Source organism: Streptomyces sp. UC4497 (genome assembly GCF_054871485.1).
The window spans coordinates 64,581-84,047 of record NZ_JBTYHB010000019.1 but is presented as its reverse complement, the minus strand read 5'-3'; the positions used below and the strand labels follow the sequence as shown (position 1 = coordinate 84,047).

Genomic DNA, 19,467 nt, shown 5'->3' with positions numbered 1-19,467 from the left:
CCATGTCCGCGACTTCCGGGTCCTCCGCGATACCCCACTTCACCGGCGACGCCAGCCCCTACGGCGGCGGCGACCCGTACGCCGACTACCGCACCGCGGACTTCCCGTTCACGAAGGACGCGAACCTCGCCGCGCGCCAGCTCGGCGCCGGCGTCATCGCCGCGAACGACGAGTTCTTCGCGCAGCGCGAGAACCTGCTCGTGCCCGAGCGCGCCGAGTTCGACCCGGAGCACTTCGGCCACAAGGGCAAGATCATGGACGGCTGGGAGACCCGCCGTCGCCGCGGCGCCTCCGCCGACCACCCGTGGCCGACGCAGGAGGACCACGACTGGGCCCTCGTCCGGCTCGGCGCCCCCGGCGTGATCAGCGGCATCGTCGTCGACACCGCCCACTTCCGCGGCAACTACCCGCAGGCCGTCTCGGTCGAGGGCACGTCCGTCGAGGGCGCGCCCACGCCCGAGGAGCTGCTCGCCGACGACGTGAAGTGGACAACTCTCGTACCCCGCACGGCCGTTGGCGGCCACGCGGCGAACGGCTTCGTCGTCGACTCCCCGCAGCGCTTCACGCACCTGCGCGTCAACCAGCACCCCGACGGCGGCATCGCCCGCCTGCGCGTCTACGGAGAGGTCCTGCCGGACCCGAAGTGGCTCGCCACGCTCGGCACCTTCGACGTCGTCGCCCTGGAGAACGGCGGCCGCGCCGAGGACGCCTCGAACCTCTTCTACTCGCCGGCCTCGAACACCATCCAGCCGGGCCGCTCCCGCAAGATGGACGACGGCTGGGAGACCCGGCGCCGCCGCGACACCGGCAACGACTGGATCCGCTACCAGCTCGTCGCCCAGTCGCAGATCCGCGCCATCGAGATCGACACGGCGTACCTGAAGGGCAACAGCGCCGGCTGGGCGACGGTCTCCGTCAAGGACGGCGAGGACGGCGACTGGGTCGAGGTCCTGCCCCGCACCCGCCTCCAGCCCGACACGAACCACCGCTTCGTGCTCGACACCCCGGCGGTCGGTACGCACGCGCGCATCGACATCTACCCGGACGGCGGCATCTCGCGCCTGCGCCTGTTCGGTTCGCTGACGGACCAGGGCGAGTCGCAACTTGCGGCCCGCCACGCGGAGTTGGGCGCGTAACCGCTACTCTGCTCGACTTGCGGGGCACACCGGCCTGACAGCACCGGTGTGCCCCGCATTCCTTTTCGCCTCAGGCGGCGTGCCCGCCGTCCACCGCGAACTCCGCACCCGTCACGTACGACGCGCCCTCGCCCGCCAGATACGCGACCGTCGACGCCACCTCGTCCGCGGTGCCGTAGCGGCCGAGCGCCGTCGCCGCGGCCTGGCCCTCCGCGTACGGTCCGTCGGCCGGGTTCATGTCGGTGTCCGTCGGGCCCGGGTGCACGATGTTCGCCGTGATGCCGCGCCCGCCCAACTCGCGGGCGAGCGCCTTCGTCAGCCCGATCAGGGCCGCCTTGCTCGTGGCGTAGAGCGTGCCACCAGGGCCCGGTACGTGCTGCGCCATGCAGGAGCCGACGGTGACGATCCGGCCGCCCTCCGGCAGTCGGGCCGCCGCGGCCTGCGAGGTGAGGAACACGCCGCGCACGTTCACGTCGAGCGCCCGGTCCACGTCCGCGACAGAGAAGCCGTCCAGCGGTCCCAGCGCGCCCACGCCGACGTTGTTGACCAGCACGTCGATCCGGCCGAGCCCCGCCACGGTCCGCTCCACCGCCTCCGCCGCCTCGCCCGCGTCCGCCGAGTCGGCCCGCACCGCGAGCCCCCGCCGCCCCAGCGCCTCGACCTGCCGCACCACTTCGTCGGCGGCCTCTTTGCCCTGTACGTAGGTGAGCGCCACGTCGAAGCCGTCGCGGGCGAGCCGCAGCGCCGTCGCCGCGCCGATTCCGCGCGAGCCGCCGGTCACCAGAGCCACCTTGCCGTTCATGTCGCCTCCTGTAGGGAGCGGACGTTGTGTCTTCAAGTACAGCGATCCACGGAGGCGAGCACTGGCGGCAAATGGACGTCGATGTCGGGACACGCCGAATCGAGGACCGGAGCGCCCCGGGGCTAGGCCCCCGGCATGTGACGCATGTGAACTAACGGAAAACAGCCGTGAGTTGGTGTTGACATGCCCACCTCTACGCGCGTCACACTGTGGGGCATGAAGACTCCCCCACGCTTCATCAGTGCCATCGCCGTTGCCGCCGCCCTCCTCCTGGGCGGCGTGGGCGGCTCCACCGCGATCGCCGCACCGGCCGCGCAGGCCCCGGCCGTCGCCTCCCACACCGTCTCGGCCGCCGATGTCGGCGACATCTGCTACTCCGCGCTGCCCGCCGAGGCGCACGACACCCTGGACCTCATCGAGCAGGGCGGACCGTACCCGTACGAGCAGGACGGCACGGTCTTCTCGAACCGGGAGGGCATCCTCCCCGACCAGTCGTCCGGCTACTACCACGAGTACACGGTGATCACGCCGGGCTCGGACGACCGCGGTGCCCGCCGCATCGTCACCGGTGACTCCGACAAGGAGGACTACTACACGGCGGACCACTACGCGTCCTTCGACCTGGTCGACTACACCTGCTAGTCAGTTCTTGCGCTGGGCCTCGACGGCCGCGAACACGGCGAACGCGAACACGATCAGCGCGACGCTGCCGTACACCTCGTGGCCGTCGAGGAAGCCGATCCGCCCGATCAGTCCCCAGCCCAGCCGGCCGGTGAACTCCTGAAGGATGCCGACCGCGCCCTGGAGCAGGGCGAGGCCGCCGATGACCTCGATGATCTGTAGCCACTGCCTCTTGTTCATGCACAGGACTCTCGCCCCGCGGACCCCCCACCCACATCGGCCGCGGGGCGAGCCCCGTCCGACTCCGGTAGCGGAGCGCGGGCGCCGGCCGCGACCAAAGTCGACGGGGGTACGACTTTGGTCGCGGAAGCGGCGCTCGGGGCGGTGCGGGCCGCCCGGGGTGCGTAGATTTGTCGACCATGGAAGCAGTGCGGCAGACCGGAACCCCGCAGGCGGCGGACACGCCCGCCGAGCGATGGCGCCGACGGCTGCTGCCCTCGGCCGTCGCCGACGAGCCCGACCTGGACCCCGAGGGGCAGCCGGGCCGCAGGCGGCGCACCGCCCGTGACTGGATCGTCGACTTCAGCTGCTTCGGGGTCGCCGTCTTCCTCGGCCTGATCTTCGCCGAGCAGGTCGGGGACGACCCGAACACCCCGCCCGCCGTCGCCCTGCTCGACCAGGTGCTCGGCGCCGCCGCCTGCGCCGCGATCTGGCTGCGCAGACGCTGGCCGCTGGGCCTCGCCCTGGCGATGATCCCGGTCGGCTTCCTGTCCAACACCGCGGGTGGCGCGTCCATGATCGCGGTGTTCACGCTCGCCGTGCACCGCCCGTTCCGCTTCGTCGGCTGGGTCGCGGGCATCTCCATCGCGCTCATCCCGCTGTTCTTCTGGCTGCGGCCCGACCCCGAGTCCTCGTACCTGCTGTCGGTCTCGTTCACCGTCATCATCACGATCACGGTCGTCGGCTGGGGCATGTTCGTCCGCTCCCGGCGCCAGCTCCTGATGTCCCTGCGGGACCGGGCGCGGCGCGCCGAGACCGAGGCCCAGCTCCGCGCCGAGCAGGCGCAGCGGCTCGCCCGCGAGGACATCGCGCGCGAGATGCACGACGTGCTCGCCCACCGCCTCACCCTGCTGAGCGTGCACGCGGGCGCCCTGGAGTTCCGCCCCGACGCGCCCCAGGACGAGATCGCCCGGGCCGCGGGCGTGATCCGGGAGAGCGCGCACGAGGCGTTGCAGGACCTGCGCGAGATCATCGGCGTGCTGCGCGCGGCGGACCACGGCGACGAGTCGGGGCGGCCGCAGCCCACCCTCGCCGCGCTCGACGCCCTGGTCGCCGAGTCCCGCGAGGCCGGCATGAAGGTAGACCTCGACAACCGGGTCCCCGAAGCGCAGGCCGTGCCCGCCTCCACCGGCCGCACCGCCTACCGCATCGCCCAGGAGGGCCTGACTAACGCCCGTAAGCACGCCCCTGGCGCCGAGGTCGCGGTCACGGTCGAGGGCGGCGCGGGGGACGGCCTCACGGTCACCGTGCGCAACCCACCACCGCCCGGCAAGGTGCCGCACGTCCCCGGCTCGGGCCAGGGCCTGATCGGCCTCACCGAACGCGCCACGCTCGCGGGCGGCCGACTCGACCACGGCCCCGAACCGGACGGCGGTTTCGCGGTGCGGGCCTGGCTTCCGTGGCCGGAATGACGGCGGGGCGGCGCGAATGGAGATCCAATACCAGCGGTAACGAAATTGGGGGTGCCGGAGGCCTGTACCCAAGGAATCACGCGGCGTAGGCTCCGGGCCTCATCGGGGCGGCGCCACAGGGGTGCCGGGGTGTGCCGAGGGTTCGGGAGTGACGACGTATGTCACCACAGGGGGATCGTCCGTTGGCTGCTGTGCACGGTGAAAGACCGCACGGCGGAGGACATCGCAGGAGAAGGCAGGGGCGGGCGCGCGGCATCCGCAGGGAGATCGTCGCCCTGGTGCTGCTGCCCCTGGTCAGTCTGGTCGCGCTGTGGGGTACGTCCACGGCGGTGACCGGCAGCGAGGCGGTGAAGGTGCTCGACGCCTCCGACGTGCTCGACGACTTCATCCCCGTGGTGGTCGACGCCCTGGGCACGGTGCAGAGCGAGCGCGCCGCCGCCCTCGACTACCTCGCGGACCGGCAGGACGCGCGGGCGCACGACACGCTGCGACGCAAGGCCGACGCCACCGACGCCAAGGTCGCCGACCTGGCGCGGCTCGCGAAGGACACGGAGCTGCGCGGCAAGATCCACGGCTGGGACGTGGCGGGCCAGGCGGAGCAGGTCGCCGGGCTGAAGCCGCTGCGCCGCGCCGTCGAGGCGGGCACCATCGGCGGCCGCGAGGCGTACCGGCGGTACAACGCCCAGGCGGACGGCTGGTACCGGCTCTATCTGCAGGGCGCCAAGGCGATCTCCCAAGGCGGCGGGATCAGCGGCCAGTTGGCCGGACTCGCCGTGATCACGCAGAGCCGTGAGGCGGTGCTCCGGGAGGGCGCCCTGCTCGGCTGGGCCGCCGGTGGCGGCGGGATCACGGCGGCCGACCAGCGCGAGGTGGCGGGCCTCGTCGCCCAGCGCGCGTTGAGCATACGGACGTCGGGCGGCCTGCTGGAGGACGCGGACCGCGAGCGGCTCAAGGGCTTCTGGAGCGGCCCGCCGACGCGGGAGCTGCGCGCGGCCGAGTGGAAGCTGCAAGCCGCGACCCCGCGGCCGAGCGGCCAGGCCGACCCGGAACTCGCCACCACCGCACGTGAGTTGAGTGCCGCCGCGACCGGACTCGACAAGAAGATCACCGACCTCAACTTCAAGTCCGTCGACGACCTCGTGGCCCGCGCCAAGCCCGTCTCCGTCCGCACCCTGGTGATCGCCGGCGTCACCGGCGTCGTCGGGCTCATCGCGGTGATCGCCTCCCTGGTCATCTCCGTGCGGGTGGCCCGACGCATCATCCGTCAGCTCGGCCAACTCCGTTCGCAGGCACGGGAGTCAGCGGACGTCCGGCTGCCCGACGTCGTGCGCCGCCTCGGCGCGGGGCAGCAGGTCGACGTCGACGCCGAGTCGCCGCGACGCGACCATCCGCGCAGCGAGATCGGCCACGTCGGCGAGGCGCTGCAGACCCTGGAGCGGGCCGCGATGCGGGGCGCCGTCGTGCAGGCCGACCTGCGGCGCGGCATCTCCGAGGTGTTCGTGAATCTGGCGCGGCGTCACCAGGCGCTGCTGCATCGTCAGTTGACGCTTCTCGACACCATGGAACGCCGCACCGACAACGACGACGAGCTGGCCGACCTGTTCCGCCTCGACCACATGACCACCCGCATGCGGCGGCACGCCGACGGCCTGGTCATCCTCTCCGGCGCGGGCGCGCCGAGGCACGGCGGCCGGCCCGTGCCGCTGCTCTCGGTGATCCGCGGCGCGATCGGCGAGGTGGAGGACTTCGAGCGGATCGACGTGCCCCGGCTGCCGGAGTTCTGGGTGCGGGGCCCGGCCGTGGCCGACCTGACGCACCTCATCGCCGAACTCCTGGAGAACGCCACGATCTTCTCGCCGCCCGGCTCCACCGTGCAGCTGGCCTGCGAGGGGGCGGCGAAGGGGCTCACCCTGGAGATCCACGACCGGGGACTCGGCGTCCCGTCCGACGAACGCGAGCGGATCAACCAACGCCTCGCCGACGCCGCGGACATCGACCCGGCGCGCACCGACCGCCTCGGCCTCCTCGTCGTCTCCCGGCTCGCCCACCGCCAGGGCGTCACGGTGTCCCTGCGGGCCTCGCCGTACGGCGGGACCACCGCGGTCGTCCTCGTTCCAAGGGCCGTGCTCACCGTGCCCGAGGAGGGAGCGGGCGAGAGCCCCGGGGGCCTCGACAACGTGTTCGCGGTGCCGGCCAGGGAGCCGGCCCCGGCGGGGCGGCTCGCCCCGGCACCGCCCGCCGCGCCGCCCGCGGCGTACGAAATCCCCGCCCCACCCACGGCGCCGCCCACGGTCCACGACCCCGCGGCGGCCGGCACCGGCGCCGCGCGGCCCGCGCCCCAGGGCGTACCGCTGGGCAGCGCCGGCATCCCGCACCAGCCGGGGCGCCGCAACACCCCCTCCGCGCAGCCGGAGCGCGGTCACGCGCGGGGCGCCGCGCCCGCGCCCCTGATCAGCCCGGACGAGACCGTCGACGGCCTGCCGCGCCGGGTCCGCCAGGCCAGCCTTGCCCCGCAACTGCGGCGCCGCGCCGCCGAGTCGGCCACGGCCTCGCAGCGGCCCGCGGAACGAGACGCCGACGAGGTCCGCGAACGCATGCAGTCGATGCAGTCGGGCTGGCAGCGGGCCCGCGGCACCGACGACTGACACCGGATCGACTACCGACACCGCAACGACTACCGACACCGGAACTCCGACGCGGCAGCGTCGCCCGGCGCGAGGGTGCGTCCCCACACCGCCCACAAGGCGCGTCACCGCACCGCATCACACCAAGCACCACCGAAACAAAGGGGAGCTCAACCGTGTCCGCACCGTCACCCTCACCCCGCTCGGCCACCCCGGACGCCACCGTCCGCGGCGGCGAACTCGACTGGCTTCTCGACGATCTCGTCGCGCGCGTCGGCAGCGTCCGCAAGGCGCTCGTCCTGTCCCGCGACGGACTCGCCAAGGGTGCCTCGCAGGACCTCGGCCGCGAGGACAGCGAGCATCTCGCCGCCGTCTCCTCCGGCTTCCACAGCCTGGCCCGCGGCGTCGGGGAGCAGTTCGCAGCGGGCGAGGTCCGCCAGACCATCGTCGAACTGGACGAGGCCTTCCTGCTCGTCGCGGCCGCGGGCGAGGGCAGCTGCCTCGCCGTGCTGACCGCCGGTGACGCGGACATCGGCCGGGTCGCGTACGAGATGACCCTCCTGGTCAAGCGCGTCGGCGCGCATCTCGTGACGCAGCCGAGGGCCGAGGCGACCGACCCCTCGTCATGAGCGGCGGCGGGGAACCAGGGGCCGGGTTCGAGACCGATGCGAGCTCCCTCGTCCGCGCCTACACGCTCACCCGCGGGCGCACCGCGCGCACGGCGCACCGCAAGAAGCTGGACCTGGCCGCCATGGTGACCGTGGTCGACCCGCGCGTCGAAGGGGGCGGCGGGCTCGGTGAGCGGGAGGCCGACGACCTGGCCGACGAGTTCGGCCTCGGCCCCGAGCACCACCGGATTCTCACGCTGTGCCGACGCCACGCCCAGTCCGTCGCGGAGCTCTCCGGCGTCCTCGACCTGCCCGCCGGGGTCGTCCGCGTCCTTCTCGGGGACCTGGTCGACGACGGCATCGCCCGCATCACCCGTCCCGTCCGCCCGGCCGAACTGCCGGACGAACACCTTCTCAGAGAGGTGATCAATGGCCTCCGTGCGCTCTGACGCGACGAGCGGCACACCCCGATCCGGTGCCCGCCGCGCCGCCGAACGGGCGGGCACGCCGCCGGGCGCGCCCGCGCCGCTGCCGCCCGTCCCGTTGAAGATCCTGGTGGCGGGCGGCTTCGGGGTCGGCAAGACGACGTTCGTGGGCGCGGTGAGCGAGATCAGGCCGCTGCGCACCGAGGAACTGCTCTCCGACGCGGGCGCCCACGTGGACGACACGACGGGCGTCGACGCCAAGGTGAGCACCACCGTGGCGATGGACTTCGGGCGGATCTCCATCAGTGAACAGGTGGTGGTCTACCTGTTCGGCACACCGGGCCAGGAGCGCTTCTGGTTCCTGTGGGACGACCTGGCCGAGGGCGCGCTCGGCGCCGTCGTACTCGCCGACACCCGGCGGCTCTCCGACTGCTTCGCCGCGATCGACTACTTCGAACGCGCGGGACTGCCCTTCCTCATCGCCGTCAACTGCTTCGACGGCAGCCGCCACTACCCGATCTCGACGGTCCGCACCGCACTCGACCTCGACGAGGACGTGCCCGTGGTGCTGTGCGACGCACGGGGCCGTGAGTCGGCGCGGGACGCCCTCGTGGCACTGGCCGAGCACGCGATGAACGTGGGGGCGGTGAACCGGGCGGAGTACGAACACGGGTGATCGTTGCTCGCTACGGTGGGCCCCATGACCGCGATCCGCCTGCTCATCGTCGACGACGACCCCCTCGTGCGCGCCGGGCTCACCTTCATGTTCGGCGCCGCCGAGGACATCGAGATCGTCGGCGAGGCCGCCGACGGCAGTGAGGTGGACGCGCAGGTGGCCCGGCTGCACCCGGACGTCGTCCTCATGGACCTGCGCATGCCGACCCTGGACGGCCTGTCCGCCACGGAGGAACTGCGGGCCCGCGAGGGCGCACCCGAGGTGATCGTCCTGACCACGTTCCACGCGGACGAGCAGGTGCTGCGGGCGCTGCGCGCGGGCGCCGCCGGTTTCGTCCTCAAGGACACCGCGCCGGGCGAGATCGTCGAGTCGGTGCGCCGGGTGGCGGCCGGCACCCCGGTCCTCTCGCCGACCGTGACCCGGCAGCTCATCTCCAAGGTATCGGGCGACGACCCCGCCCTGGAGCGGCGGGCACGCGCGCGTACGCGCATGGCCGAACTGGCCGAGCGTGAGCGGGAGGTGGCCGTCGAGGTGGGCCGCGGCAGGTCCAACGCGGAGATCGCGGCGACGCTCTACATGAGCGTCCCCACGGTCAAGACCCACGTCTCCCGCATCATGGCCCGGCTCGGCCTCAACAACCGCGTACAGATCGCGCTGCTCGCCCACGACGCGGGGCTGCTCGACGGCGACTGAGCCGTGTCGGTGCCTCGGGGTAGATTCACAGCGTTCAACGAGGCAAGTGCTCGAAGGGGTGGGGATGGCGGCACCACGTCGGCGGACGGTACGTGATCTGCGGCGCGGCAACCGCGCCGTCGTCCTGAGCAAGCTGTACTTCGACGGGCCGCTCAGCAGGCAGGAGTTGGGGCCGCTCACGGCGCTCAGTTCGGGCTCCATCAGCAATGTGGTGGCGGAGCTCGTTGCCGACGGTCTCCTGGAGGAGGCGGGCTCGGTCGAGTCCGACGGCGGCCGCCCCCGCACCCTGCTGCGCGTCGCCCCGCGCAGCGGCCATCTCGTGGGCGTGGACGTCGGGGAGACCCGCGTGCGCGTGGAGCTGTTCGACCTCGCGCTCGGTGAACTCGCGCGCGTGGACGAGCCGTTGCCCGTGGCGACGCGCGAGGGCCAGTGCGACGCCAAGGACGTCGTACGCCTCATCGCCGCTGGTCTGACGCGGGTGCTCGCCGACGCGGAGGTGGCTCCCGAATCCCTCCTCGGTGTCGGCATCGGCGTGCCCGGCATCGTCGACGCCTCGGGCGGGGGCGGCGCGGTGGTGCACGGCCAGACCATCGGCTGGGACGCGGTCCCCCTGGAGGCCATGCTCCGCGCCCCCGACGGCCTCCCGCTCGAACTTCCCCCGCAGCTCCCGCTGTTCCTCGACAACGGAGCCAAGACCCTCGGCCGCGCCGAGATGTGGTTCGGCGCGGGCCGCGGCGCCCGCAACGCCGTGATCGCGCTCATCGGCTCCGGTGTCGGCGCCTGCGTCATCGCCGACGGAGTGCCCTACCAGGGCGCGTCGAGCAGCGCGGGGGAGTGGGGCCACACCGTGCTTCAGGTCGGCGGCAGGGTCTGCCGGTGCGGCGCGCGCGGCTGCCTTGAGGCGTACGTCGGGGCGGAGGCGCTGCTCGCGCGCTGGCGGGAGGCGGGCGGCAGCTGGACCGCGACGGACGAGGAGGGCGCGCTGAACGAACTCCTCGAAGACCCCTCCACAGCAGGCCTGTTGGACGAGACGGCGGAGTTCCTCGGCGCGGGCATCGCCGACCTGGTCAACCTGTTCAACCCGGAGCGGATCGTCGTGGGCGGCTGGGCGGGCCTCATGCTCGGCCCCCGCCTGCTCGCTCCCGTACGCCGCGCGGCCGCGTCCTACGCCCTGCACCACCCCTTCACCCAAACCACGGTGGAACTGGGTCGCTTGGGCCCCGACGCGGTGACGGTGGGCGCGGCGACGCTGCCGCTGGCGAGATTCCTGGAGACGGGTGGCCACCCAAGCCCCTCCGGCGATTGAGCATTTCCAGCCCCCTCGGAGCACGGGAACGCACGGGGAACGCCAGGAGTTGACCACGATGAAGGCCAGAACCGGGCAACGGGAGGCGGCACGACATGACCGACAGCGGTGAGATCGTCGACCTGGGAGAACTGGCCGGGGGCGCGCCCCGATTCCACGCCGACCCATACCCGGTCTACGAGCGGCTGCGCACCCGCGGCCCCGTCCACCACGTCCGCACGCCCGGCCCCGGCCCCACCGAGGACCTCTATCTGATCGTCGGCCACGAGGCCGCCCGCGCCGCGTTCACCGACCCCCGCCTGGTCAAGACCCCACCGTGGGGCCGTGAGGGCGACATGATGGGCCTGCACCTCCTCTTCGCGGACCCGCCGGAGCACGGCCGCCTGCGTTCCTTGGTCACGCGGGAGTTCACCCCGCGCCGGGTCGCGGCACTCGCCCCGCGCATCCAGAAGCTCACGGACGAGCTGCTCGACGACATGGTGCCGCGCGGCAGCGCCGACCTGATCGGCTCCCTGGCCTTCCCCCTCCCGTTCGCGGTGATCTGCGAACTCCTCGGCGTCCCCGACATCGACCGCGAGCGGTTCCGCCGCATGTCGACGCAGGTCGTGGCGCCGACCAGCGAGGAGGAGGCCTACGCGTCGCACGTCGAACTGGTCGGGTTCCTGGACGAGTTGATCGCGGCCAAACGCGACGCGGCCCCCGCGGACGACCTGCTCAGCGCGCTGATCCGGACCACGGCGGAGGACGGCGACCGCCTCTCGCCCAGCGAACTGCGCGGCATGTCCTTCCTCCTGCTCATCGCCGGCCACGAAACGACGGTCAACCTGATCGGCAACGGCGTCCGCGCCCTGCTCCAGCACCCGGAGCAACTCGCGGCGCTGCGCGCCGACATGACGCTCCTCGACGGCGCCGTGGAGGAGATGCTGCGCTACGACGGCCCCGTCGAGACGGCCACGCACCGTTTCGCGGCGGAGCCGGTCGACATCGACGGCACGGTGATCCCGGCGGGCGCGCCGGTCCTCATCGGCATCGCCACGGCCAGCCACGACCCGCACCGCTTCACGGACCCCGACCGCTTCGACATCCGCCGCGACGCCCGCGGCCATGTCGCCTTCGGCCACGGCATCCACTTCTGCCTGGGCGCTCCGCTTGCCCGCCTGGAAGGTCGTATCGCGATCCGCAGCCTCCTGGAACGCTGCCCGGACCTGACCCTCACCGAGGAACCGGACGGGTGGCTGCCCGGCATGCTCATCAGGGGCACGAGGAGCCTGCCGGTCCGCTGGTGAACGGCCTCGGGGCTCCGCCCCGGACCCCGCGCCAAACGCCGGCGGGGCTAGATCAGCCCCCGGCGATCTCCTCCATCCGCACCACCCGCCGCTCCGCCCGCGACACCTCGCACGCCTCCGCGACGCGGAGTGCCCGGAGGGCCTCGCGGCCGTCGCACGGGTTGGTGCGTTCGCCGCGGACGACGTCGACGAAGGCCTTCAGTTCGGCCTCGTACGCGGGGGCGAAGCGTTCCAGGAAGCCGGGCCACGGCTTCGTGGCGGCCGGCGGGCCCTCCGGTTCCGTGGAGGCGACCGGGGTCCGGTCGTCGAGGCCGACGACGAGGGTGTCCCGCTCCCCGGAGAGCTCCATGCGCACGTCGTAGCCGGCGCCGTTGCACCGCGTCGAGGTGGCGGTGGCCAGGGTGCCGTCGTCGAGGGTCAGGAGCGCCGCCGCGGTGTCCACGTCCCCGGCCTCCCGGAACATCGCGGGTCCGGCGTCGGAGCCGGTCGCGTACACCTCGACGACCTCGCGCCCTGTCACCCACCGCAGCATGTCGAAGTCGTGGATCAGGCAGTCCCGGTAGAGCCCGCCGGAGAGCGGGAGGTACGCGGCCGGTGGCGGCGCCGGGTCGGAGGTCAGCGCTCGCACCGTGTGCACCCGGCCGAGTTTCCCCTCCTGAACGGCGGTCCGCGCCGCCGTGTACCCGGCGTCGAAGCGGCGCTGGAAGCCGAGTTGGAGCACCGTGCCCGCCTCCTCGACCTCCGCGAGCGCGGCCAGCGTGCCCGGCAGGTCGAGGGCGATCGGCTTCTCGCAGAAGACCGGGAGCCCGGCCCGCGCCGCCCGCCCGATCAGCTCCGCGTGTGCCGAGGTCGCCGCGGTGATCACGAGCGCGTCCACGCCCCACGTGAAGATCTCGTCGACGCTCGGCGCGGCCGTCGCCCCGATCCGGTCGGCGAGCGCGATCGCCCGCGCGGGCTCCGCGTCGGTGACGACCAGCGAACCGACCTCCCGGTATCGCTCCAGTACGCCCGCGTGAAAGGTGCCGATGCGGCCCGTTCCGATGAGTCCGATGCGCATGGCACCCAACGGTGACGCGCCCCCGGGTGGGTGTCAATCGTTTGTCCTGACAAACACCCGTCCGCGCCGGAGGCTCGCTGGAAGCGCTTGTCCTGACAACCGGACCTCCGGACTTCCCGTCAAGAACTCCCACCGATAGCCTCGCCCCGTGGCCAAACCCCCAGCCGACCCGACCGTCGACCTCGGTCTCAGCGTCGACCGCAGCAGCCCGGTGCCGCTGTACTTCCAGCTGTCCCAGCAGCTGGAGGCGGCGATCGAGCGCGGCGCCCTGACCCCCGGCAGCCTGCTCGGCAACGAGATCGAGCTGGCGGGCCGGCTCGGGCTGTCCCGGCCCACCGTCCGCCAGGCCATCCAGTCCCTCGTCGACAAGGGGCTGCTCGTGCGCCGCCGCGGCGTCGGCACCCAGGTCGTGCACAGCCAGGTCAAGCGGCCCCTCGAACTGTCCAGCCTGTACGACGACCTGGAGGCGGCGGGCCAGCGCCCCGAGACCCGGGTCATCGCCAACACCCTCGTGCCCGCCCCCGCCGAGGCGGCCGCGGCGCTCGGCGTCGCGGAGGGCGAGGAGGTGCACCGCGTCGAGCGGCTGCGGCTCGCGCACGGCGAACCGGTCGCGTACCTCTGCAACCACCTGCCCACGGGGCTGCTCGCGCTCGACGACGAGCGGCTCGTGGCGACCGGCCTCTACCGCCTGATGCGGGCCGCCGGCATCACCCTGCACAGCGCCCGCCAGTCCGTCGGCGCCCGCGCCGCCACCGCCGTCGAGGCCGAGCGGCTCGGCGAGCAGGAGGGCGCGCCGCTGCTCACCATGCAGCGCTCGACGTACGACGACACGGGCCGCCCGGTCGAGTTCGGCTCGCACACGTACCGGGCCTCGCGCTACTCCTTCGAGTTCCAACTCCTCGTACGTTCCTGAGAGTTGTGCGCCCGGCCGACGGAGCGTAGGTCGTCAGAATGTTCTGACAAATTCATTGACGCTGCGGTGGGACCCGGCTACAAACACCTCCAGCCGCACCGGGCGGCCGGAGGAGAGGTGGCTCCACCATGCTCAGGACCCGCAAAGCCCGCACGGCCGCAGGCAGCGTCGTCGTCGTGGCCGTGCTCGCGCTCACCGCAGGATGCAGTGGCTCGGGCGGCAAGGACTCGGAGGACGAGGCCGACGGCAAGGGCGGCGGCAAGGCCGTCAACACGCCCCGCATGAAGATCGCGATGGTCACGCACTCCGGCGAGGGCGACACCTTCTGGGACATCGTCCGCAAGGGCGCCCAGCAGGCCGCCGACAAGGACAACGTCCAGTTCCTCTACTCCAACGACAAGGAGGCCAAGGGGCAGGCCGAGCTGGTGCAGGCCGCGATCGACAAGAAGGTCGACGGGATCGTCGTCACGCTGGCCAAGCCGGAGGCGATGGAGTCCGTGCTGGCGAAGGCGAAGACCGCGGGCATCCCGGTCGTCTCGATCAACTCCGGCTCGCAGTTCTCGGAGAAGTACGGCGCGCTCAGCCATATCGGCCAGGAGGAGGGCGTGGCCGGCGAGGCGGTCGGCACCGAGCTGACGAAGCAGGGCAAGAAGAACGTCCTGTGCGTCATCCACGAGCAGGGCAACGTCTCCCTGGAGCAGCGCTGCGACGGCGTCCGCAAGACCTTCAAGGGCGACGTCGAGAACCTCAACGTGGAGGGCACCAACGCCCCCTCCGCCCAGTCGTCCATCGAGGCGAAGCTCCAGGCGGGCAAGGACATCGACGCGGTCGTCGCGCTCGGCGCCCCCATCGCGGCGCTCGCCGTGAAGGCCAAGGACGACGCGGGCAGCAAGGCGGAGATCTCCACGTTCGACCTGAACGCCGAGGTCGTGCGCCGCCTGAAGGCGAAGGAGGTCACCTTCGCCGTCGACCAGCAGCCGTATCTGCAGGGCTATCTGGCCGTGGACGAACTGTGGCTCTACAAGAGCAACGCGAACGTGCTCGGCGGCGGCGAGCCGGTCTTCACCGGCCCGGCGATCGTCACCGAGAAGGACGTGCCGCGACTGGAGAAGTACACCGCGCGCGGTACCCGGTGAATGGATGCATGATCCCCGTGACCCATACTTGTGCGTTTGGGACCGGAATGGGGTCCTTATGGACCGGTTCACGGTCCGCCGGGATCGGTCCGCCGATCCCGGTCGATGACGCAGCAGACCAAGAAGGGCACGGCCTCGTGGCACGGTTTCGGACCTGGGTGAGCATCGCGGTTGCGGGGGCTCTCGGCCTCTCGCTCGCAGGGTGCAGCAGCACCGGCGGCAAGCGGGCGGAGGACGCCAGGAAGTCCCAGGCCGCGCAGGGCAGGGCGGCGGTGGACACACCCCGCTGGACCTTCGCGATGATCACCCATTCGGGCGATGGCGACACCTTCTGGGACATCGTCCAGAACGGTGCCAGGCAGGCGGCCACCAAGGACAACATCAACTTCCTCTACTCGCACAACGAGGAGGCCCAGCAGCAGGCGCAGCTCGTCGACGCCGCCGTCGACAAGAAGGTCGACGGCATCATCGTCACGCTCGCCAAGCCGGACGCGATGAAGTCCGCCCTGGCCCGCGCCGAGAAGGCCGGCATCCCCGTCATCACCGTGAACTCGGGCTCCGAGATCTACAAGAAGTACGGCGCGATCTCGCACATCGGCCAGGACGAGACCATCGCGGGCGAGGCCGTCGGCAAGGAGCTCAACAAGCGCGGCAAGAAGAAGGCGCTGTGCGTCCTGCACGAGCAGGGCAACGTCGGTCACGAGCAGCGCTGCGAGGGCGCCAAGAAGACCTTCGACGGCAAGATGACGAACCTGTACGTCGAGGGCACCAACATGCCCGACGTGCAGTCCTCCATCGAGGCCAAGCTGCAGTCCGACACGTCGATCGACTCGGTCGTCACGCTGGGCGCCCCGTTCGCCGCCACCGCGGTGAAGGCCAAGGAGGACGCGAGCAGCAAGGCCGAGGTCGACACCTTCGACCTGAACGACAAGGTCGCCCAGGGACTCAAGGACGGCGACCTCGGCTTCGCCGTCGACCAGCAGCCCTACCTCCAGGGGTACGAGGCCGTGGACCTGCTGTGGCTCTACCGGTACAACGCCAATGTGCTCGGCGGCGGCCTGCCGGTCCTGACCGGCCCCGAGATCGTCACCAAGGACCAGGCAGCCAAGCTTCAGGAGTACGCGAAGCGGGGGACGCGATGAGTACGACGACTCCAACAAGCACGGAAAAGGCCGACGAGCGGCTGGTCAAGGCCTCTCCGTGGAAGAAGCTGCTTGGCCGGCCCGAACTGGGCTCGGTCATCGGCGCCGTCGCCGTCTTCATCTTCTTCATGATCTTCGCGGACAGCTTCCTGCGGCCGACCAGCCTCGCGACGGTCCTGTACGCGTCCTCGACCCTCGGCATCATGGCCGTGCCCGTGGCGCTGCTGATGATCGGCGGCGAGTTCGACCTGTCGGCGGGCGTCATGGTCACGTCCTCGGCGCTGATCTCGTCGATGTTCAGCTACCAGATGACGGCGAACACCTGGGTGGGCGTCGGCGTCTCGCTCCTCGTGACGCTCGCCATCGGCGTCTTCAACGGCGTCATGCTGACCCGCACCAAACTCCCCAGTTTCATCATCACGCTCGGCACGTTTCTGATGCTGACGGGCATGAACCTGGGCTTCACGAAGCTGATCAGCGGCACCGTCTCGACGAAGTCGATCGCGGACATGGAGGGCTTTGATTCGGCCAAGTCCGTCTTCGCCTCCACGTTCAGCATCGGCGGCGTCGACTTCAAGATCACGATCGTCTGGTGGCTCGCCCTCGTCCTGGTGGCCACCTGGATCCTGCTCCGTACCCGCATCGGCAACTGGATCTTCGCGGTCGGCGGTGACCTCGACTCGGCCCGCGCGGTGGGCGTCCCGGTCAACAAGACGAAGATCGGCCTCTACATGGGCGTCGCGTTCGGCGCCTGGATCTCCGGCCAGCACCTGCTCTTCTCCTACGACGTCGTGCAGTCCGGCGAGGGCGTCGGCAACGAGCTGATCTACATCGTCGCGGCCGTCATCGGCGGCTGTCTGATCACCGGCGGCTACGGCTCGGCGGTCGGCGCGGCCATCGGCGCGCTGATCTTCGGCATGACCAGCAAGGGCATCGTGTTCGCCGAGTGGAACTCGGACTGGTTCAAGTTCTTCCTCGGGGCGATGCTGCTCCTCGCGACCCTGCTCAACGCGTGGGTCCGCAAGCGCGCGGAGGCGAGCAAATGACGACTGGCGAGCAGATGACGACCAAGGACACGGCGCCCGCGCCGCTCGTCGAGCTGGACGGCGTCAGCAAGTTCTACGGCAACATCCGCGCCCTCGACGACGTCTCGCTCGTCGTGCACGCGGGCGAGATCTCCTGCGTCCTCGGCGACAACGGCGCCGGCAAGTCGACCCTCATCAAGATCATCGCGGGTCTGCACCAGCACGACGGCGGCCGGTTCGCGATCGAGGGCGAGGAGACCCGCCTCAGCAACCCGCGCGACGCCCTGAACCGGGGCATCGCGACGGTCTACCAGGACCTCGCCGTGGTCCCGCTGATGCCGGTGTGGCGCAACTTCTTCCTCGGCTCCGAGCCCACGAAGGGGAAGGGCCCCTTCAAGCGCCTGGACGTCGAGCTCATGCGGCGGACGACGCACGAGGAACTGGCCCGCATGGGCATCGACCTGCGCGACGTCGACCAGCCGATCGGCACGCTGTCCGGCGGTGAGCGGCAGTGCGTCGCCATCGCCCGCGCCGTCTACTTCGGCGCGAAGGTCCTCGTCCTCGACGAGCCGACGGCGGCGCTGGGCGTCAAGCAGTCCGGCGTCGTGCTGAAGTACGTCGCGGCGGCACGTGACGCGGGCCTCGGCGTGGTTCTGATCACGCACAACCCGCACCACGCGTACCTCGTGGGGGACCGGTTCGTGCTGCTCAAGCGGGGCGGGATGTTCGGCAGCCACTCCCGTGACGAGATCACGCTGGACGAGCTGACGCGGCAGATGGCGGGCGGCAGCGAGCTGGACGACCTGCAGCACGAGTTGGAGCGGGCGCCGGTGCCGACGCATTTGGGCGGGCATACGGCTGACGGGGCGGAGAAGTAGGGGCCTCCTTGACGCGCCCGCGCTGGGTGCGTTTCCGGTTTCCCGGGCGGCTGCCCGTCGCGCCGTTGGTTGCGTTTGCGCAGTTCCCCGCGCCCCTTTCAGGGGCGCGGGGAACTGCGCGCGTCAACGCCGGGTGGCTGGGGGCAGACGTTCCGGCCCACTCCGACGCGGCGTAAAACCCGGTATGCGGCGGAGCCGTTCCGTGAGGCAGAATCGCCGCAATGAGCACCTACCGCGACCTCGCACACCGTGGCAGCGCACGGGCTACCGTTCTCAGGACGGTCGGCACCCGCGAGCGCCGCTCGCACACGACGGCCCCGCGCGTACCCACCGTCGGCATCGACATCGGCGGCACGAAGGTGATGGCCGGCGTCGTCGACGCGGACGGCACCATCCTGGAGACGCTCCGCACGGAGACCCCGGACAAGTCCAAGAGCCCCAAGGTCGTCGAGGACACGATCACGGAGCTGGTGCTCGACCTCTCCGACCGGCACGACGTGCACGCCGTCGGCATCGGCGCGGCCGGCTGGGTGGACGCGGACCGCAACCGCGTCCTGTTCGCGCCCCACCTGTCGTGGCGCAACGAACCCCTCCGCGACCGGCTCGCGGGCCGCCTCGCGGTCCCCGTACTCGTCGACAACGACGCCAACACCGCTGCCTGGGCGGAGTGGCGCTTCGGCGCCGGGCGCGGCGAGGACCACCTGGTCATGATCACGCTCGGGACGGGCATCGGCGGCGCGATCCTGGAGGACGGGCAGGTCAAGCGCGGCAAGTTCGGTGTCGCCGGCGAGTTCGGCCATATGCAGGTCGTCCCCGGCGGGCACCGCTGCCCGTGCGGCAACCGCGGCTGCTGGGAGCAGTACAGCTCCGGCAACGCCCTGGTCCGCGAGGCCCGCGAGCTCGCCGCGGCCGACTCCCCGGTCGCGTACAACATCATCGAGCGGGTCCAGGGGCACATCCCCGACATCACCGGGCCGCTCATCACGCAGCTGGCCCGCGAGGGCGACGCCATGTGCGTCGAGCTGCTGCAGGACATCGGCCAGTGGCTGGGCGTCGGCATAGCGAACCTCGCGGCGGCCCTCGACCCGTCGTGCTTCGTCATCGGCGGCGGTGTCAGCGCTGCGGACGACCTGCTGATCGTCCCCGCGCGGGACGCCTTCAAGCGGCAGCTCACCGGCCGTGGCTACCGGCCCGAGGCCCGTATCGCCCGTGCCCAGCTCGGCCCCGAGGCCGGCATGGTCGGCGCCGCGGACCTGGCCCGGCTCGTCGCCCGCCGCTTCCGCCGCGCCAAGCGCCGCCGCGTGGAGCGCCACGAGCGGTACGAGCGGTACACCCGCACGCGCAGCACGACCGGCTCGCCCGTGGACGGCGCGGAGCAGGGCTAGCCCCGGTGCCAGCGCCTCAGACGCCTCAGACGCCGCGGACGACGCCCGAGACAGTGACAGGGA

19 protein-coding genes are annotated in these 19,467 nt (G+C 71.8%); 16 read left to right on the top strand and 3 right to left on the bottom strand.

The features are described 5' to 3' along the window. Positions 1–2: 2 nt before the first annotated feature. Positions 3–1,136, top strand: coding sequence for an allantoicase (alc, locus tag ACYSUO_RS25125; protein ID WP_461778502.1), 1,134 nt, complete (start codon positions 3–5; stop codon positions 1,134–1,136). A 70-nt stretch (positions 1,137–1,206) separates the two neighbouring features. Here alc and ACYSUO_RS25120 read toward each other — a convergent pair whose 3' ends face one another. Continuing rightward, positions 1,207–1,938, bottom strand: a complete 732-nt coding sequence (locus ACYSUO_RS25120) for a 3-oxoacyl-ACP reductase family protein (protein WP_461778501.1) — start codon at positions 1,936–1,938, stop codon at positions 1,207–1,209. A 216-nt stretch (positions 1,939–2,154) separates the two neighbouring features. Between ACYSUO_RS25120 and ACYSUO_RS25115 the strand changes: the two genes are divergently transcribed. Then, positions 2,155–2,580 (top strand): guanyl-specific ribonuclease, encoded by a 426-nt coding sequence (locus tag ACYSUO_RS25115; protein ID WP_461778500.1) that lies wholly within the window; start codon positions 2,155–2,157, stop codon positions 2,578–2,580. On the opposite strand, the gene ACYSUO_RS25110 is transcribed toward ACYSUO_RS25115, so the two are convergent. Next, positions 2,581–2,799, bottom strand: coding sequence for a hypothetical protein (locus tag ACYSUO_RS25110; protein WP_461778499.1), 219 nt, complete (start codon positions 2,797–2,799; stop codon positions 2,581–2,583). A 179-nt stretch (positions 2,800–2,978) separates the two neighbouring features. On the opposite strand from ACYSUO_RS25110, the gene ACYSUO_RS25105 reads away from it, so the two are divergent. The 8 genes from ACYSUO_RS25105 to ACYSUO_RS25070 all read left to right on the top strand — a co-directional run bounded on the left by ACYSUO_RS25105 (position 2,979) and on the right by ACYSUO_RS25070 (position 11,868). After that, positions 2,979–4,250, top strand: a complete 1,272-nt coding sequence (locus ACYSUO_RS25105; RefSeq protein ID WP_461778498.1) for a sensor histidine kinase — start codon at positions 2,979–2,981, stop codon at positions 4,248–4,250. Positions 4,251–4,441: 191 nt separating this feature from the next. After that, entirely contained in the window at positions 4,442–6,895 is a 2,454-nt protein-coding gene (locus tag ACYSUO_RS25100; protein ID WP_461778565.1) for a sensor histidine kinase, read from the top strand. A 155-nt stretch (positions 6,896–7,050) separates the two neighbouring features. Continuing rightward, on the top strand, positions 7,051–7,503 hold the full coding sequence (locus ACYSUO_RS25095) for a roadblock/LC7 domain-containing protein (protein WP_461778497.1): 453 nt from the start codon (positions 7,051–7,053) through the stop codon (positions 7,501–7,503). Next, a complete protein-coding gene (locus ACYSUO_RS25090; RefSeq protein WP_461778496.1) occupies positions 7,500–7,931 on the top strand; it encodes a DUF742 domain-containing protein in 432 nt (143 codons plus the stop codon). The genes ACYSUO_RS25095 and ACYSUO_RS25090 overlap by 4 nt, the downstream gene beginning before the upstream one ends. Before the next feature lie 79 nt (positions 7,932–8,010). Further along, positions 8,011–8,583 (top strand): GTP-binding protein, encoded by a 573-nt coding sequence (locus tag ACYSUO_RS25085; protein ID WP_461778564.1) that lies wholly within the window; start codon positions 8,011–8,013, stop codon positions 8,581–8,583. Positions 8,584–8,607: 24 nt separating this feature from the next. Continuing rightward, the gene (locus tag ACYSUO_RS25080) at positions 8,608–9,276 is read left to right on the top strand and encodes a response regulator (RefSeq protein WP_461778495.1); all 669 of its coding nucleotides are present in this window, start codon (positions 8,608–8,610) and stop codon (positions 9,274–9,276) included. 64 nt (positions 9,277–9,340) lie between these two features. Continuing rightward, the gene (locus ACYSUO_RS25075; RefSeq protein ID WP_461778494.1) at positions 9,341–10,582 is read left to right on the top strand and encodes an ROK family protein; all 1,242 of its coding nucleotides are present in this window, start codon (positions 9,341–9,343) and stop codon (positions 10,580–10,582) included. Positions 10,583–10,677: 95 nt separating this feature from the next. Then, positions 10,678–11,868: a cytochrome P450 family protein gene (locus ACYSUO_RS25070; protein WP_461778493.1), complete on the top strand. Its 1,191-nt coding sequence runs from the start codon at positions 10,678–10,680 to the stop codon at positions 11,866–11,868. A gap of 52 nt (positions 11,869–11,920) precedes the next feature. Here ACYSUO_RS25070 and ACYSUO_RS25065 read toward each other — a convergent pair whose 3' ends face one another. Then, positions 11,921–12,925, bottom strand: a complete 1,005-nt coding sequence (locus ACYSUO_RS25065; RefSeq protein WP_461778492.1) for a Gfo/Idh/MocA family protein — start codon at positions 12,923–12,925, stop codon at positions 11,921–11,923. Between the two features lie 148 nt (positions 12,926–13,073). On the opposite strand from ACYSUO_RS25065, the gene ACYSUO_RS25060 reads away from it, so the two are divergent. The 6 genes from ACYSUO_RS25060 (at position 13,074) to ACYSUO_RS25035 (ending at position 19,404) form a co-directional block, all read left to right on the top strand. After that, positions 13,074–13,838: a GntR family transcriptional regulator gene (locus ACYSUO_RS25060; protein ID WP_461778491.1), complete on the top strand. Its 765-nt coding sequence runs from the start codon at positions 13,074–13,076 to the stop codon at positions 13,836–13,838. A gap of 128 nt (positions 13,839–13,966) precedes the next feature. Continuing rightward, the gene (locus ACYSUO_RS25055) at positions 13,967–14,974 is read left to right on the top strand and encodes a sugar ABC transporter substrate-binding protein (protein WP_461778490.1); all 1,008 of its coding nucleotides are present in this window, start codon (positions 13,967–13,969) and stop codon (positions 14,972–14,974) included. 137 nt (positions 14,975–15,111) lie between these two features. After that, the gene (locus ACYSUO_RS25050; protein ID WP_461778489.1) at positions 15,112–16,116 is read left to right on the top strand and encodes a sugar ABC transporter substrate-binding protein; all 1,005 of its coding nucleotides are present in this window, start codon (positions 15,112–15,114) and stop codon (positions 16,114–16,116) included. Continuing rightward, complete coding sequence (locus ACYSUO_RS25045; RefSeq protein WP_461778488.1) at positions 16,113–17,162, top strand: ABC transporter permease; 1,050 nt, start codon at positions 16,113–16,115, stop codon at positions 17,160–17,162. The genes ACYSUO_RS25050 and ACYSUO_RS25045 overlap by 4 nt, the downstream gene beginning before the upstream one ends. After that, positions 17,159–18,019, top strand: coding sequence for an ATP-binding cassette domain-containing protein (locus tag ACYSUO_RS25040; RefSeq protein WP_461778487.1), 861 nt, complete (start codon positions 17,159–17,161; stop codon positions 18,017–18,019). Before ACYSUO_RS25045 ends, ACYSUO_RS25040 begins: the two co-directional genes overlap by 4 nt. Before the next feature lie 221 nt (positions 18,020–18,240). Beyond that, positions 18,241–19,404: an ROK family glucokinase gene (locus tag ACYSUO_RS25035; RefSeq protein ID WP_461778486.1), complete on the top strand. Its 1,164-nt coding sequence runs from the start codon at positions 18,241–18,243 to the stop codon at positions 19,402–19,404. Positions 19,405–19,467: the final 63 nt, after the last annotated feature.

Coding starts and splice junctions, on each gene's coding strand:
- ACYSUO_RS25115 (WP_461778500.1), top strand. CDS start 2,155: ATGAAGACTCCCCCACGCTTCATCAGTGCCATCGCCGTTGCCGCCGCC.
- ACYSUO_RS25120 (WP_461778501.1), bottom strand. CDS start 1,938: ATGAACGGCAAGGTGGCTCTGGTGACCGGCGGCTCGCGCGGAATCGGC.
- ACYSUO_RS25035 (WP_461778486.1), top strand. CDS start 18,241: ATGAGCACCTACCGCGACCTCGCACACCGTGGCAGCGCACGGGCTACC.
- ACYSUO_RS25080 (WP_461778495.1), top strand. CDS start 8,608: ATGACCGCGATCCGCCTGCTCATCGTCGACGACGACCCCCTCGTGCGC.
- ACYSUO_RS25045 (WP_461778488.1), top strand. CDS start 16,113: ATGAGTACGACGACTCCAACAAGCACGGAAAAGGCCGACGAGCGGCTG.
- alc (WP_461778502.1), top strand. CDS start 3: ATGTCCGCGACTTCCGGGTCCTCCGCGATACCCCACTTCACCGGCGAC.
- ACYSUO_RS25040 (WP_461778487.1), top strand. CDS start 17,159: ATGACGACTGGCGAGCAGATGACGACCAAGGACACGGCGCCCGCGCCG.
- ACYSUO_RS25070 (WP_461778493.1), top strand. CDS start 10,678: ATGACCGACAGCGGTGAGATCGTCGACCTGGGAGAACTGGCCGGGGGC.
- ACYSUO_RS25055 (WP_461778490.1), top strand. CDS start 13,967: ATGCTCAGGACCCGCAAAGCCCGCACGGCCGCAGGCAGCGTCGTCGTC.
- ACYSUO_RS25065 (WP_461778492.1), bottom strand. CDS start 12,925: ATGCGCATCGGACTCATCGGAACGGGCCGCATCGGCACCTTTCACGCG.
- ACYSUO_RS25105 (WP_461778498.1), top strand. CDS start 2,979: ATGGAAGCAGTGCGGCAGACCGGAACCCCGCAGGCGGCGGACACGCCC.
- ACYSUO_RS25075 (WP_461778494.1), top strand. CDS start 9,341: ATGGCGGCACCACGTCGGCGGACGGTACGTGATCTGCGGCGCGGCAAC.
- ACYSUO_RS25090 (WP_461778496.1), top strand. CDS start 7,500: ATGAGCGGCGGCGGGGAACCAGGGGCCGGGTTCGAGACCGATGCGAGC.
- ACYSUO_RS25110 (WP_461778499.1), bottom strand. CDS start 2,799: ATGAACAAGAGGCAGTGGCTACAGATCATCGAGGTCATCGGCGGCCTC.